At 34.3% G+C, this 15,131-nt stretch carries 15 protein-coding genes; 4 read left to right on the top strand and 11 right to left on the bottom strand.

What is annotated here, in order from left to right:
* Window positions 1-11: 11 nt before the first annotated feature.
* Window positions 12-1,256, bottom strand: coding sequence for an efflux RND transporter periplasmic adaptor subunit (locus AAYQ19_RS10660; protein WP_343536216.1), 1,245 nt, complete (start codon window positions 1,254-1,256; stop codon window positions 12-14).
* 157 nt (window positions 1,257-1,413) lie between these two features.
* Here AAYQ19_RS10660 and AAYQ19_RS10655 point away from each other — a divergent pair, with 157 nt between their 5' ends.
* A complete protein-coding gene (locus tag AAYQ19_RS10655) occupies window positions 1,414-2,760 on the top strand; it encodes a sigma-54-dependent transcriptional regulator (protein WP_343536214.1) in 1,347 nt (448 codons plus the stop codon).
* A 149-nt stretch (window positions 2,761-2,909) separates the two neighbouring features.
* Window positions 2,910-4,235, top strand: a complete 1,326-nt coding sequence (locus AAYQ19_RS10650) for a sensor histidine kinase (RefSeq protein ID WP_343536213.1) — start codon at window positions 2,910-2,912, stop codon at window positions 4,233-4,235.
* Between the two features lie 179 nt (window positions 4,236-4,414).
* On the opposite strand, the gene AAYQ19_RS10645 is transcribed toward AAYQ19_RS10650, so the two are convergent.
* The 5 genes from AAYQ19_RS10645 to AAYQ19_RS10625 form a co-directional block, all read right to left on the bottom strand.
* Window positions 4,415-4,741, bottom strand: a complete 327-nt coding sequence (locus AAYQ19_RS10645) for an MGMT family protein (RefSeq protein ID WP_343536212.1) — start codon at window positions 4,739-4,741, stop codon at window positions 4,415-4,417.
* Window positions 4,742-4,825: 84 nt separating this feature from the next.
* Window positions 4,826-5,464 (bottom strand): lysine transporter LysE, encoded by a 639-nt coding sequence (locus AAYQ19_RS10640; RefSeq protein ID WP_343536211.1) that lies wholly within the window; start codon window positions 5,462-5,464, stop codon window positions 4,826-4,828.
* Window positions 5,465-5,507: 43 nt separating this feature from the next.
* Entirely contained in the window at window positions 5,508-6,185 is a 678-nt protein-coding gene (gene trmB / locus AAYQ19_RS10635; protein ID WP_343536210.1) for a tRNA (guanosine(46)-N7)-methyltransferase TrmB, read from the bottom strand.
* A 361-nt stretch (window positions 6,186-6,546) separates the two neighbouring features.
* The gene (locus AAYQ19_RS10630) at window positions 6,547-7,929 is read right to left on the bottom strand and encodes an ammonium transporter (RefSeq protein ID WP_343536209.1); all 1,383 of its coding nucleotides are present in this window, start codon (window positions 7,927-7,929) and stop codon (window positions 6,547-6,549) included.
* 262 nt (window positions 7,930-8,191) lie between these two features.
* On the bottom strand, window positions 8,192-8,680 hold the full coding sequence (locus AAYQ19_RS10625; protein ID WP_343536208.1) for a nuclear transport factor 2 family protein: 489 nt from the start codon (window positions 8,678-8,680) through the stop codon (window positions 8,192-8,194).
* A 352-nt stretch (window positions 8,681-9,032) separates the two neighbouring features.
* Here AAYQ19_RS10625 and AAYQ19_RS10620 point away from each other — a divergent pair, with 352 nt between their 5' ends.
* Window positions 9,033-9,695: a hypothetical protein gene (locus tag AAYQ19_RS10620; RefSeq protein WP_343536207.1), complete on the top strand. Its 663-nt coding sequence runs from the start codon at window positions 9,033-9,035 to the stop codon at window positions 9,693-9,695.
* 141 nt (window positions 9,696-9,836) lie between these two features.
* Here AAYQ19_RS10620 and AAYQ19_RS10615 read toward each other — a convergent pair whose 3' ends face one another.
* From AAYQ19_RS10615 to AAYQ19_RS10595, 5 genes are all read right to left on the bottom strand, one after another.
* Window positions 9,837-10,151 carry an HPF/RaiA family ribosome-associated protein gene (locus AAYQ19_RS10615; RefSeq protein WP_343536206.1) on the bottom strand — a complete coding sequence of 105 codons (315 nt, stop codon included), beginning with the start codon at window positions 10,149-10,151 and terminating at the stop codon, window positions 9,837-9,839.
* Window positions 10,152-10,250: 99 nt separating this feature from the next.
* The gene (locus AAYQ19_RS10610) at window positions 10,251-10,697 is read right to left on the bottom strand and encodes a very short patch repair endonuclease (protein ID WP_343536205.1); all 447 of its coding nucleotides are present in this window, start codon (window positions 10,695-10,697) and stop codon (window positions 10,251-10,253) included.
* Window positions 10,698-10,848: 151 nt separating this feature from the next.
* Window positions 10,849-11,622: an HNH endonuclease gene (locus AAYQ19_RS10605; RefSeq protein WP_343536204.1), complete on the bottom strand. Its 774-nt coding sequence runs from the start codon at window positions 11,620-11,622 to the stop codon at window positions 10,849-10,851.
* A 6-nt stretch (window positions 11,623-11,628) separates the two neighbouring features.
* Window positions 11,629-11,790, bottom strand: coding sequence for a hypothetical protein (locus tag AAYQ19_RS10600; RefSeq protein WP_343536203.1), 162 nt, complete (start codon window positions 11,788-11,790; stop codon window positions 11,629-11,631).
* A 257-nt stretch (window positions 11,791-12,047) separates the two neighbouring features.
* The gene (locus tag AAYQ19_RS10595) at window positions 12,048-14,528 is read right to left on the bottom strand and encodes an AsmA family protein (RefSeq protein ID WP_343536202.1); all 2,481 of its coding nucleotides are present in this window, start codon (window positions 14,526-14,528) and stop codon (window positions 12,048-12,050) included.
* Between the two features lie 263 nt (window positions 14,529-14,791).
* Between AAYQ19_RS10595 and trxA the strand changes: the two genes are divergently transcribed.
* Window positions 14,792-15,109: a thioredoxin gene (gene trxA / locus AAYQ19_RS10590; RefSeq protein WP_012023423.1), complete on the top strand. Its 318-nt coding sequence runs from the start codon at window positions 14,792-14,794 to the stop codon at window positions 15,107-15,109.
* Window positions 15,110-15,131 lie beyond the last annotated feature (22 nt).

Genomic DNA, 15,131 nt, shown 5'->3' with positions numbered 1-15,131 from the left:
TGAAACAATTTTTATTCGTTGTTTATGGAAAGCTCTTCGATATCCTTATAATCTGTATAAGATGATGTCACTACCAATTCGCCTTCTTTTAATCCTTCCAGAACTTCATAATAAGTAGGGTTTTCTCGGCCTAATTTTATGTTTCTTCTTTCGGCTTTATTTCCTTTTACTACAAAAATCCATTTTCCTGCAGTTTCTTGGTTGAAGCTTCCTTTTGGCAACACCAATATTTTATTTCTTTCAGATAAAATCAGTTTTACGCCAAAACTAAGTCCGTCTTGCAAAGTGATTGCTTCTTTAGAGGTAAATGCCAATTCTACTGTGAAATGTCCGCTTTTTACTTCCGGAATTACTTTGGTCACAATAACTTCAAGATTTTTTCCTTTAAATTCGACTTGGCCTTTTAAGCCTTCGCGAACTTTTTCCAAGTAAAATTCATCCACATCTGCAGCAAGTTTGTAACCGCGTTTTGAATCGATTTTTCCGATGCTTTCTCCAGCTTGGAATGATTTTCCTAAAACAGGTTCAAAAGAGGTTAATCGGCCTGTTTCTGGAGCGGTGATCAAGAAATTCTTTTTATTATTTCTCAAGATGTCCAAACTTTTTTCCATTGTTTGAATGGAACGGTTGATTTGCGAAATCTGAACTTGATTCGATTGTTTTTCTTTTTGAATACTCTGCTGAATCGTTCTTTTGCGCTCTTCCTGAAAACGAAGGCTTTCTTTAAAAGTATTCCAGTCGTTTTTCGAAATCACATCTTTGTCATATAATTTCGAATTCATATCATACAATCTTTTGGCGTCGTTGTAATCGTGCTCGATCAAAACCAAATCTTTGTTCAAATTCAATTCTTGATTTCTGATGTTCAATTTTCCGGTATTCAAATTATTGATTTGCTCAATAATTGCCGTTTCTTGAGTCAAGTAATTCAACTCTGTATTTGGGTTGTACAAACGAGCAAGTGATTGTCCTTTTGTAACCATAGCGCCGTTTTCAACAAAAATCTCTTTTACAGATCCTCCTTCTGTAACGTTTACAAGCATGACGTTCAAAGGTTCAACTTTTGCTTGAAAAACCACAAAATCTTCAAAAAAAGCTTTTTCAACTTTTTGAACTGAAATTTCTTCGGCTTTTACATTCAAGCTTCTTTTGGTATTAAAAGAAAAAAAGATGATTGCGCCCAAGGCTAAAAAAACTCCAATTGTTATTGTGAGATATCTAAATTTTCTATTTTTACGAGGAATTACCTTGTCCATTTTTTTAATATTTTACTGATAATCAATGGGTAAATACTGTGCCATAAAATTTATTATTTGTAAAGTATTGATTTTAAAGAAGCTTTAAAAACCACTTAAAAAAAGTAGTGTTCGATAATGAACAGTTGACCGTTCAAAATCGGACAAAAAAATCAACATGAGAAAAAAACAAGCTCAAATATTAATTGTTGACGATCAGGAAGAAATTCTTTTTTCGGCAAAAATGATTCTGAAAAAATATTTTGAAACCATTTTTACCACCAGCAGTCCAAAACAGATTATTTCGATTTTGAATGAAAATGAAATAAATGTGGTTTTATTGGACATGAATTACCGAATTGGTTTTGAAGATGGGCGCGAAGGAATTCATTGGCTAAAAGAAATCAAAACACTTTCTCCCAATACCATTGTGATTTTGATGACGGCTTTTGGAAAAATCGATACTGCAGTCGAAGGAATTAAAATGGGCGCTTTTGATTATGTTTTAAAACCTTGGAACAACGAAAAACTACTTGAAATAATTGATAAGGCTGTCGCCGAAAGCCGAAAAAACAGCAAAAAGCCAATTATTGAAAAAGTCGAAAAAAGATATTTTGTTGGAACTTCTCAAAAAATAAAACAAGCGTATTCTATTGCCGAAAGAGTGGCAAAAACCGATGCCAATGTTTTGATTTTAGGTGAAAACGGAACGGGGAAATATGTTTTTGCAGAATTTATTCATCAGCATTCAGAACGAAAAAACGAACCTTTCGTACATGTAGATTTGGGTTCTTTAAGCGATAATTTATTCGAAAGCGAACTTTTTGGATATGCTAAAGGCGCGTTTACAGATGCCAAAACAGATACTCCAGGAAGATTTGAAAATGCGCAAAACGGAACTATTTTCTTGGATGAAATTGGCAACATTCCGCTTCATTTGCAATCGAAATTATTGCACGTTTTGCAGACAAAAACCGTAACACGTTTGGGCGAAAGCAAAGCTAGACCTTTAAATGTCCGAATTATTTCGGCAACTAATAATGATATTAAGGCCGAGGTAAAAAACAAAATTTTCAGAGAAGATTTGTTATACCGAATCAATACAATGGAAATCAACTTACCGCCTTTACGCGAACGAAAAGACGATATTGTTCCGATGGCAAATTTTGTTTTGGAACAAGTTGCTGAAAAATACAATCAGGATAATTGGCGATTTGAAGAAAATGTTGCGCCATATTTGGAAAAATATCCGTGGAAAGGAAATGTTCGTGAAATGGAAAATAAAATTGAACGCGCTTTGATTTTGGCTGATAATAATACGATTTCTGTTCATGATTTGGATATTTTGGATTTTGAGGAAATTCAAGAAAATGATGAAAATCCGCTTTCTGAATTGGAAAAAACAGCAATCGAAAAAGCACTTTTCAAACATCACGGAAATATCAGCAAAACGGCCGAAGAATTGGGTTTGTCGAGAGCGGCACTTTACAGAAGAATTGAAAAATACGATTTAAAAAATACTTAAACGCTGTGTTGATTTACCGCAAAGCACGCAAAGTATGTTTTATATTGTGTTTGTGCTTGCTTTATTAAGTTCGCAAAGCTCTGTGGCGACCTTTGCGTAAATCCTTGCGGCCTTTGCGGTTAAGTTTTTAAGCTAAATAAAAATAAAAAATGAAAAATTGGAAGTTTTATAACGCCTTGTTTGTGAGAGTCTTGTTTGTCATGATTTTCTTTTTCTTTTGCGTTTTTCTGATTTATAAAATGTTTTATTACAATGCAATTTTGGTTGGCGTTTTCGTGTTTATAATGCTGGCCGAAATGTATTTCTTTGTCAAAAATCAACTGCAGTTTTACGACAGAACGTTGCTTTCGATTTTAAAAAATGATTTCACAACCAATTTTCCCGAAGAGAATCGAAAAGACAATTTTGAGAGTTTGTATCTTTTGTATGAAACATTGAAAGTCCAACAACAAGAACAAACATCGAAAGAATTGATTTATCGTTCGCTTTTGAACAATATTGATAGCGCAGCGTTGATTTTGGAAAAAGAAAATGAGGATTGGAATATTTTCTTGATGAACGATTGTTTTTCGGATATGTTCAAAGTACCAAAAGTGAGTCATTGGAAATACCTTAAAAATTACCTTCCCGCGCTTTGTTTGGAAATTGAAAAAACAGAATTCAGCGAATTGAAATCGGCTATTTCGATAAAAATTGAAGAGCAGGATTTGCAGACTTTTATGCTTCAAACTTCAAGAACTCAAAGTTATAACCGCGAATATTTTATTATTTTATTGGATAGTATTCAGCGCGTTATTGAGAAAAAAGAGAAGGAAGCTTGGATTAATTTGATGAAAATTATTTCGCATGAATTGATGAATTCCTTGACGCCAATTCGTGCGCTTTCGCAGAATTTACTCCACATTGTCGATCAGGAAAAATTAGAAGAAGATGATTTTGACGACATAAAAAGCAGTATTTCGACCATTATAAACCGAAGCGATCATTTGCAGGTTTTTGTTGAAAATTACCGCAAATTGGCCATGTTGCCAACACCGACTAAAGTGATGACGCCAATAAAAGAACTTTTTGATGATTGTCTTAAAGTCATGAGTCCGATTTTGAAGGCAGAGAATATTGAATTGATTAATGATATTCACAGCTCACGTTCTATTTTGATTGATAAAAACCAAATGGAACAAGTAATTATTAATTTGATTACCAACAGTATTTATGCATTAAAAGAGAAGACAGATAAAAAGATGTTTGTGTCGAGTTATACTGAAAATAACCGTTTTTTTATCTCCATTTCTGATAACGGAAAAGGTATTCCTTCTGAAATTCAAGATAAAGTTTTTCTCCCATTTTTTACGACAAGAAAAGACGGCGCCGGAATTGGTTTAACGCTTTCGAAAAACATCATCGAAGCGCATGGCGGTTACTTAAGCTACCAAACCGATGAAGATAGAACGAGTTTTGTGATTTGCTTGATTTGATTTTTTTGTGAACCATATAAGTGATATAAGTTCATTTGAAGTTTTACTTTGTCATTTAATCTCGCAAAGACGCTAAGTCACAAAGAAGATTTATAATAAGATTAGCGACTTAGTGTCTTTGCGGGAGATATAAACACAATGCTAAAATGAATTTATATCACTTATATGGTGGAAAAACGTTAGCTTTCAAATTCAGGTTGCCAAAAGTGTTTTTCAAAATCTACAATTTGATTATCAACGACTTTAATTCCTTCGTTTTCTAAAAGTTGTTGCATTAAATTGGTTCCGTCAAAATGGAATTTACCAGTCAAAAGTCCTTTTTGATTTACGACTCTGTGTGCGGGAATATCGTCCATGTTATGTGAGGCATTCATTGCCCAGCCGACCATACGTGCAGAACGTGCAGCGCCAAGTGCCTTCGCAATTGCGCCATAAGAAGTCACTTTTCCATACGGAATTTGTCTTGCGACAGCATAAACTCTTTCGAAAAAATTCTCTTCAGCCATAATTATTGCCACCGATTAAAAGTATTAGTGGGATTTTAAAATTAATATTAATCTGCTGAAATTTATGAAATCTAAGTAAAAATTTTATCTGAAGTAGTAATTCAAGATATTGAAAAGTGTTGCAAGTGCTACTAATCCTGTAATGCTTCCGATAATAGTATTCATGTTGCGCATGAAGTAATCTGTTTTCTTTTCAATTCTTCCAAAGAAAGCGATATAACTATATAAAATTCCAAAAGCGCCAAGAACAGACCCTAGTACAAATGTTAGGATAATGGAATTTTCGAATACAAAAAGATTGTACGAGGCTAAAGTTACACTCACTACAACATAATACGGAATTGGAAAAAAGTTCAAACCGGAAAGCAACATTCCTAGGAAGAAACGGCTTTTTTTGCTGCTCTTTTTGATTTTTGTTTTTTTCTTCGCTACTGGATCTTTGGCGAAAAATAAAAAGTAAATGGTTAAGATCGAAAAAATGACAAAACCAACTTCTCGCAATAATGTTATAACATCTGGGCGATTATCAATCACGCGGGCAAATAATACCGCCACAAAAGCTTGGAAGAAAATAACAAAAACAGCACCGACTACAAATGACAAAGCGTTCTTTTTGCCTTCTTTCATTTTTATTTTTGCAGCTGTCATGTTGAGCAATCCGGGCGGAATTGTCCCAATAGCAGCGGCAATAAAACCTGAAAGTAATGGAGTAAGGTAAGTCATTTAGTAATTAAAATCGATTAGAATAAAAGTTTCAAAATCAAGGTTAGTCCTTAATTTTGAAACGAATATACGTAATTGCCTTGTTAATTTCTAAATATTGTTTTTCGTAGAATGTCTGGATCGAAGTTACTACCTCTGGACTTCCTTCGTTTTTGTAAACATTATGATTAGCATAAAGCACCTCATGCCCTTCGCCATGAAGCAATCCAAGAGTATAACCGTGCATAAATTCGCTGTCAGTTTTTAGGTTTACGACACCGTCTTTTTTAAGGATTTTTTTGTACAGTTTCAAGAACTCAGAATTCGTCATTCTGTGTTTTGTTCTTTTGTATTTGATTTGTGGATCTGGGAAAGTAATCCAGATTTCGTCTACTTCGCCTTCAGCAAAAATATGATTGATCAATTCGATTTGCGTACGAACGAAAGCCACATTATGTAGTCCGTTTTCAACAGCGGTTTTAGCACCTCTCCAGAAACGAGCACCTTTAATATCAATTCCGATAAAATTTTTGTTTGGATATTTCTCTGCTAATCCAACAGAATATTCTCCTTTTCCGCACCCTAATTCTAAAACTAATGGATTATCATTTTTAAAGAAATCAGAATTCCATTTTCCTCTTAAAGGCATTAAGTTGCCTACAACTTCTTCTCTTGTTGGTTGAAAAACGTTTTGAAATGTTTCGTTTTCTCTGAATCTTTTTAGTTTATTTTTACTTCCCACTTTACAAAAATTTTCCGCAAAATTAAGGAATATAAACGAATGGACGAGGCGTAATTATGGTTTAAATTTTTTTGGCCACAGATTTTACAGATTAAATTGATGCTATATGAAAATATATTTAGTCCCTATGGGACAACTTGCAAGAGGGAAAGGGTATTGTTTTACCAATATTTTACTCCTAGCGGAGTATCTCGTAGAGATTATATATCGGTAGAAAAAATATAGGTAGAAGCCAAAATGTCCCGTAGGGACTTCATGGTTATTAATTTGTGAAATTTCCTGTTTTTAAAGTTTTCCGCCACGAATTCACGAATTTAATTTTTAGAATAATTCGTGAATTCGTGGCAGAAAAAAAATCTTTTTAACCGTAATGTGGTTCGGTGATTGGTTTTGATTTTGGATCTAAAGTTTCATCGTGTTGTGATAAATCTAATCCAATATGTTCTGATTCTTCTGAAACTCTTAACGGAATAATGAAATTCGTTACTTTAAACAAGAAATAAGCTCCGAAGAAAGTGAAAATTGAAACTAAAACTAACGCCATCATGTGATGTCCGAAAACATTCCATCCTCCGTGAAGTAAACTTGCATCTTCGCCATGAGCGAAAATCGCAGTCAGAATCATTCCCATAATTCCACCCACGCCATGACAAGCAAAAACGTCAAGTGTATCGTCGAATTTTTTAGAATATTTGCAGTTTACAGCTGTGTTAGAAACCAAAGCCGTTACAAATCCGAAAAACATACTTTCTGGAACCGAAACAAATCCGGCAGCAGGCGTAATCGCAACTAAACCAACAACGGCGCCAATACAAGCTCCAAGAGCAGAAACTTTTCTTCCGTTCATTCGGTCAAAGAAAATCCAAGTTAGCATTGCCGCGGCAGATGAAGTTGTTGTCGTTGCAAAAGCCATAGCGGCTGTTCCGTTTGCAGCAAGGGCAGATCCCGCGTTAAATCCGAACCATCCAAACCAAAGCATTCCAGTTCCTAATAAAACAAAAGGGATATTGGTTGGAATATGTTGACTGTTTTTTCTTTTTCCTAAAACAATAACTCCAGCCAAAGCGGCGAAACCAGAGCTCATGTGAACCACAGTTCCTCCAGCGAAATCTTTCACGCCAAAATAACTTCCTAAAACTCCCGTTGGATACCAAACGGCGTGACATAAAGGAGCGTATATAAAAACAGTAAATAAACTGATGAAAATCAAATAAGAAATAAAACGAACGCGTTCTGCAAACGAACCTGTAATAATTGCTGGCGCAATAATGGCAAATTTCATTTGGAACAAAGCAAAAAGCATAAACGGAATCGTACTAGCCAATTGTTTATGAGGCAAAACGCCTACATAGTCCATAAAAGCAAATGTCGTAGGATTTCCGAAGAAACTATAAAAATGCTCTCCCGAACCAAAACCAACTGGTTCTCCAAAAGCTAAGCTAAAAGCCACTACAACCCATAAAAGTGTCACAACGCCAAGGCAAATAAAACTTTGTAGCATTGTCGAAATCACATTTTTTTTGCCCACCATTCCGCCATAAAAGAAAGACAATCCTGGCGTCATGATTAAAACCAAACAAGAAGAAGTAAGCATCCAAGCAACATCAGCTGGGACAATATGGTCTGTTGTGCCAAATTCAGACAAAACATAACTATTTTCAGTCATTGCTGGCCAAAATGCACCGGTGATACACACAATGCTTATCATTATAAAGGAGATGATCCAGCGTTTTTCTATTTTCATTTTTCAAATACTTAATGGAACCCTATTTTTTTTGGGGTCAAAGTTAAAAAAAATTAAATATTTTGATTTCAAGGGCTGTTAAAATAGTGGTGTGGTTTTTATTTTAGTTGATTTTGCAATTTATGGATTGGTTTTTTGAGAGTATTTTATTTTCGACTTCTAAATTTACGCTAATATTATCAATTTTGCTATAATTATTTCGATAATATGTTTTGTAAAGCCCTCTAAAAGTTAGGATTATAAGAATAAAATCGAAAAATGTTTATTTTTTTTGAAGCTTCGCAATCAAAGCATCTTCAATTGGTGCTTTTACTTTAGTAACAGCATTCACATTATCATTCGGAATTGTCATTGAAAGCACATAATGTTGGATTTTCCATTCTTTTCCAATTTTAACCAAAACGCCAGAACCGCGGCAAATTTTCATTTGTGTATTCAGCAATTCGTCAAACCAAGCGATGGTTCCTGTTTTGTCAAAAAATATGTGACGCTCTAAAGCGGTAAAATTCCAAGTTTTTCCTTTATCGAAATAAGGTTTTGCCCAAATTTTGAAATCCTTTTTGGTCCAGTTTTCGGTTGCATCTGTTCCAATGAAAATGGCATCGTCAGCCATTAGAGCGAAATAAGGTTCAAATTTGACATCAGCTGCAGCTTTGTGCCAAGTATCTAAAGTTTGATTGATTTTGTCTTTGTCGGTTTGTGCATTTGCAAAAGAAGTAAGGAATAAAAGAAATAGGAATGTTTTTTTCATGAGTAAATAGTATTTGACTTTAAAGGTATTAATTTTTTTGAACCATATAAGTGATATAAGATAATTTAAAGACATGCCGGGTGAGGGTTGCATGCTCGGGATCGCAGATTTAAGCTATAAGCACAGATTTATTTTAATCTTTTGTGGTTTTGTAAAATCTGTGTAAAAAAATGCACATTTTTAAAAATAAAAATCCTTTTTAAATCTGCTCAGATCTGTGTAATCTGCGTGAAACAAAAAGTCACAGTAATAAAGGTAATTTATACCAAAAGTTAAACTTTAATTATCTTATATCACTTATATGGTGGAAACCCAAAAACGAGTATATTTGAGTGCTTTAAAATACCACGTTATGAATCCGAAAATCTTTATAAGTTCGCTGGCTTTTTCGTCATTGCTTTTTATTTCTTGCAAAAAGGAATTAGAGCCACAAGAAAATACAGCAACATCAGAATTAGTTCGATTAGGACTTGCAAAAGATACTACAAAACCAGCCACAACAACACCAGTTGTACAGACACAAACTGCAAATCCAAATACCGTCTTAGGAGAAACAAAAGGACTTAATCCTGCTCATGGACAACCAGGGCATCGTTGTGATATAGCTGTTGGAGCGCCTTTAAATTCGGCTCCGCCACAGCAAGGACAAGTTGTTGCGCAACCGCAAGTGGTTCAGGTAAATCCGAATCAGAAAAATGTGGTGACTACCACTACAACAACGCCAGTAAAAGTAGCAAAAGGAATGAATCCGCCACACGGACAGCCAAATCATAGATGTGATATTCCTGTTGGAGCGCCATTAAATTCGCCAGTTGCAAAACCAGTTGCGAATACGGCGCAAAGCGGAAGCACTTCACAATCGTTTACGGTAACGCCACCAGCTGGAAATAATCCAACTCCGGCATTATTAAGTACAGAAACCACTCAGGCAGTAGCGGAAGGAATGAATCCGCCACACGGGCAAGCAGGACACAGATGCGATATTGCGGTTGGAGCTCCTCTTCCAAAATCTTAAAAAAAGTAGCAAAGCAACAAAGTGACAAAGTAACAAAGCGACAAAGTAACAAAGCGACAAAGTAACAAAGCGACAAAGGTGCAAAGTGACTAAGTTTTACCCTTGTCTCTTTGCACCTTTGTTACTTTGTCCCTTAATAAATTAAAAAGCGTTTATTTTTTCGAAGGTTGTAGTTAGTGATTTTTTGATTTTGCTTAATGCGCCACTAAAAGCTTTTTCTAAAGTTTCAGCGTGTTCTGTAACGGTAATTGGCTGTAGTTTTTGAGGGCGAACTTCGATTACACATTTTTTGTCATGTAAACTGAATTTCTCGCCATTTTCATCTCCAAAGTGAACTTCAATACGGGTAATTTTGTGTTCAAAACGGGCTAAACCTTTTTCTAATTCTCCAGAAAAGTAGTTTTCTAATCTAGCGTGTCCCTCAATGTTTTTGTCGGTGTTGATTTGAATCTTCATAATGGTTTAAATTTTATGATTGTCTCTCAAAGCTATCTTTTTTGATGGAAATAGACAAGCGAGTTAAGGAAAGATTATGAAAAATTTTTGTCTTTTTTGTTATTCCCAAGAAGGCGGAATTTTAGACAATTGTTTTGTTCTTAAATTCACTGCATTTAAAATTTCTACCATGCAAGATCCTAAGTTTTTCTTGATATCAGTGCTCCAAAAACGCAAGACTTTCCAATTTTGAGATTCTAAATACGCGTTTACTTCGAGGTCGCGTTGCATGTTGCGTTCGATTTTTTTGATCCAATATTCGGAGTTGGTTTTTGGTTTTTTTCGGGTTTCCCAATCTTTTCCGTGAAAGAATTCGCCGTCGACAAAAATGGCTATTTTTAAAGAAGTAAAAGTCAAATCAGGACAGCCAAAAACCTTTTTATTGTTTTTCCGATATCGCAAACCAATATGCCATAACGCTTTAGCCAAACGAACTTCGTCTTTGGTATTCGTGCCACGAATCATACTCATGACTTTGGATCGTTGTTCTGGAGTAAAACAGTCCATGGAAATTTAATTATTAAAGGTTTGAAATTTAATAATTAGTGGTATTTAATTTGTTATAGGTTGTTTTGGTAAAGTTATATTATTATGTTGATTGTTTTGTTGAAAATTGTGTCTAAATGAAATACTTATCTTAAAAATATCTTCTTAAGGATCAATGCTTAAAGCGAACTTCATTATGGTATTTAAGAAATTCTGGATCCGGTAAAAATCTTGATGGCAAAATGATGTCTTGATTGTCTAATTTTAAGAAATATTCTTCAATAGATTTTGATTTCTTTTTATTTAACAAAGTTGGAGAGATTTTGATTTTAAAGTCAGTCGTAATAGTTAATAAGCCATTTTCAAAAGCTTTGTCATGGAGTGCATTAATTGCAATTCCATTTTGAGGATTTAATCTGTTTTTTTTATCAATACTCCAAGGCCTTATATGACTAGCGACCAAAAGTTCTGGTTGTTGAATTCCAGTGACACAGCACGTATTATTGTATGATGCTAAAATTGAGCTTCTGAAAAAAGATTGATTAACTCGAGCTTTTATGATTTGTTCTCTGGTTTTTCCCTCTTTTAATAATTCAAATTCTGGAATGTGATTTAATTGTTCAATAGGCTTGTTTTCAAAATTTGCAAGTAGTGTTTCACTTTCAAAAGCTAAAATATCCACATCATTAAAAAACTCATTCCATATTTGGACGTCTAATTTACTGGTATTTGATGCGCCTTTAATTCCTCTTGCCTTTAAACTTGGGTCAAGACTTGCAAAGTTTACGAGTTTGTAAGCAACTGCATCTGGAGTCCTTCCAATGAGATTTGCAAGATGGATTACTTCAGGATTTAAACGATGTAATCTGCCAAACGGTAATTTGTAATACAAATTTATAGTAAGAATTAGTTCGGATCTAGTCCAAAGTTTTTGTCCTTCTTTCATGAGTTATTAATTATTGTCAAATTCTAATATAAATTCAAAATTGCATTCTTTGGAAAGACATGTATGTTTTTGAGATAATTTGAATTCTTTTAAAATCTCAGTCCTATTTCCACATTTAGGACAAGTTGCTGGTTGGTCTGAGCTTAAAAATATTTCTAATTCTTTCATTATATTACATTTTTTAGAAAGTAGGGATTAAAGTTAGAAAAATCTTTTCTGGGCCACAAGTCAAGATATTGTGTGTTTTCGTAATAATTGTAAATTGAACTTTAACTTCAATTTCTAAAATTTTAATACTTCTCTTGAAACCGATTGCCCTAGCCCTGATGGGAGGGAAAATCCTTTTGTGCCGGTCCCGATAGCTATCGGGAGCACAAAAGATTGGAAGGACAGCAGGAATCAGCTCCTTATTATAATTCTAAAAACTATTTAGTCTTTTCTTTCTCCTTATCTTTTTTCCCACGCTTAATTTTCATCTTCCCATTTTCTTCCACTGCCACTAAATGCAACACAATTCCTTTTTCACGCACAGCATCACGTTCGGCTTTTGTGGCGAGTTTGGCATCGTCTTTAGAATTTCGAAGCGGAATTGTAAGTGCTAGATTTGTTCCGCGACCGAAGGAATAAACGCCTTTTGCATCAAGATTTAAAACACTCGAACTTATGGTCAGTTTGTTGACATCGACCATTTCGCCACGAAGTTTGAAATCGCCAGATAAATCACTAAAAGTTATATTTTCAACATCGCGAAATGGGAATGCGTATTTACCCACTTTCATAATAGGCTCAAATTTGATCAAAGCACCTTGAGTGACATTGAAAGTCAGACTTCCATGCGTAGAATTTGTAATCAATTCGCCGTTGCTGTTCATGAAACCGGTAACATTGGCATTGCTGGACAATTTTCCGCGAATGTTATTTGGCGTAAAAGATTTGATTCCGAAGTTATTGAACGACCTTAAAAAACTAGCAATATCAACTTGATTTACTTGTGCATTTGAACCAAAAGCGAAATTTTTTCCACTTGGCGAAATCTCGGCATTAAAATTTATGCTTCCGCCTGAAGTTTTCAATGCTCCATTTTTGATAACCAATTTTGAATTAATCATCTGAATAGTTGCTGTGGTATTTGTTGCGGTCAGTTTGTTGTAGACTATTTTATCAGCCTTGATGTCAATTACCACCGAACATTTTTCGATTACAGATCGCAAATGATGAGACATGGTCGGTTTTTTTGCCGTTGTTGCAACAGGTTTTTCTTTTTTTGAAGCAGCCATAACACCTAAAAACTGTCTGACATCAATATTTGGACAATAGATTTTCCAGTTTACGACCATTTTTTCAGGCGCATCATAATAGAGATTGAGGAAATTATCAATTTTTCCTTCAATAAAAATCGTGTTCTTTTTGTGTTTGTAAGCGATTTTTTTGATTAATAATGCTTCTTGCGTGAACTCAAGTTGCACATTTACTTTTTCGGCATGCACATTTTTCGGAATAAAATAAAATGAAGTATTCGTCACATTTACATTTCCAATGAATTTCGGCTTATTGATGTATAAATCAACAATGTCAAATTGAAAATCTAAATTGGCTGTCGCGTGTCCTTCTGAAAACTGAATCCATTTGTCGTTGCTGATTTCATTAAGTTTGCTGACATCAAAATCAGAATGGACAGTTCCAGTTGCCAATGGTTTTTCAAGATTGTTGATTGACAATTGCGGAATTTTCAAAGGAATATTTTGATAAGTCGTCGAAAATCGAGTCAAAATTACAGCCGAGTTAGCATCGCTACAACCTTCTTTCGGCTTGAAATTATTGGTAAAAATTCCTTTAAAATTACAATCGTTAAGTTGCCCATCAGGAATGCTCAATTCATTGTCTTTGATAATGGCTTGAACCACAATCCTAGGATCTCCTGCAGCATTCAAGTCGCCTTTAATGTCGCAATTCACGTCGATTGGTTTTTTCAGATTGAATCGGTCTAATTTTGAGCTGATATTTCCGGACAATAAATTAGATGCATTTTGCCATAAAATGGTGGTTCCAATATTGATTCCGAACAAAGAATTGTTTTTGGCAATATTGAAAAAAGCAACAATATCAAACGAATCGGTTCCAATTTTTAGGCCGTCTGTTTTGACATCAATTTTTTGCTTGTCCGAAGAATAAACAACATGTAAAGTTCCTTTTAGCTGTTTTTGTTTGGCAAAACTCCCGTGCACGGTATTAAAAGCTAAACTGTTAATTTGAGTATCCAAGAAAAGATCGGTCTGCCAATTATCGTCGTCATAATCTACTTTTGATTTTAAGCTGGCGACTTCAAAATCAAACAATTTATGTCCGACTAAATTGTCTATCGTGAAGCGAACATTGTTCAAGTCAATTTGATCGATCGTGGTTTCAGGTTTCTCTTTATTTTCGGGCGTTTTTTTCTTTTTCGGCTTAAAAATATTAGAGTTCGAATAGCCGTCTGCCGCTTTGTAAATATAAATTTGCGCGTCGTTAATCAGGACTTTATGAATGTTGATTTCTTTTTGAAGTAAACTTATAATGTTTAATCGCACTTCGATTTCCTGTGCTTTCAATAAAGTATGTTTGTGTTTTTCCCATTGATTGTCTTTTATCTCTACATCTTTTAGCGCCAAAGTAAAATTGGGAAAGCCGGTTAAAAACTTGTAATGAAAATCGCCAATATGAAATTTGCCGTTAATATTGTCATTGATTTTCGTGTTTACTTTAGCAATTATTTCCGCTTTATTTCGGTTGAAGTAAATGGACAAACCCCCACAGGCAATTAAAAGAAGTGCTATTAATCCTAAAATAAAAAATCCAAAACGTTTGGCATATTTTTTAAAACCAGCCGATTGGAAAAAGACTTTCATGCGATGTAGAGTTTCTTTCATAGGATAAATTTTAAATGGTCAACTAAAGATAGCGAAAAAACAATTACAATAATAAATTGATTTTCAAATTAATGCGTTGTTGAGTTTGGGAAATGAAAGTGTTTTTTATGATATAATTATTTACAATACTTTTATAATCAAAACTAATTTATGAATGGTGTATCATTGGTTTTTAATTTCTAACTTTGTACCTCAGTTTAAGAAATAACAAAAAAAAGTCTTTCGAGACAAAAGCTGAAATAACATTTAAAAGATAAATTATTATGGCATTAGCAATAACAGATGCTACTTTTGATGAAGTAGTTTTAAAGTCAGATAAACCAGTAATGGTAGATTTTTGGGCAGCATGGTGTGGTCCTTGTAGAATGGTTGGTCCAATCATTGACCAATTAAGCGACGAGTACGCAGGTAAAGTAGTTGTTGGTAAAGTAGATGTAGATGCTAACCAAGAATTTGCTGCAAAATATGGTGTGCGTAACATACCAACCGTTTTGGTGTTTCATAACGGTGAAGTAGTAGGGAAACAAGTTGGAGTTGCTCCAAAACAAACCTACGCAGATAGTTTAGACGCTTTGTTGTAATCGTAAGATTATGATTTATATA

The organism is Flavobacterium mesophilum (assembly GCF_039581405.1).
Taxonomy (GTDB): Bacteria; Bacteroidota; Bacteroidia; order Flavobacteriales; family Flavobacteriaceae; genus Flavobacterium.
Note: the sequence above shows the minus strand (reverse complement) of the source record. Positions and strands in the feature narration are given on the sequence as shown.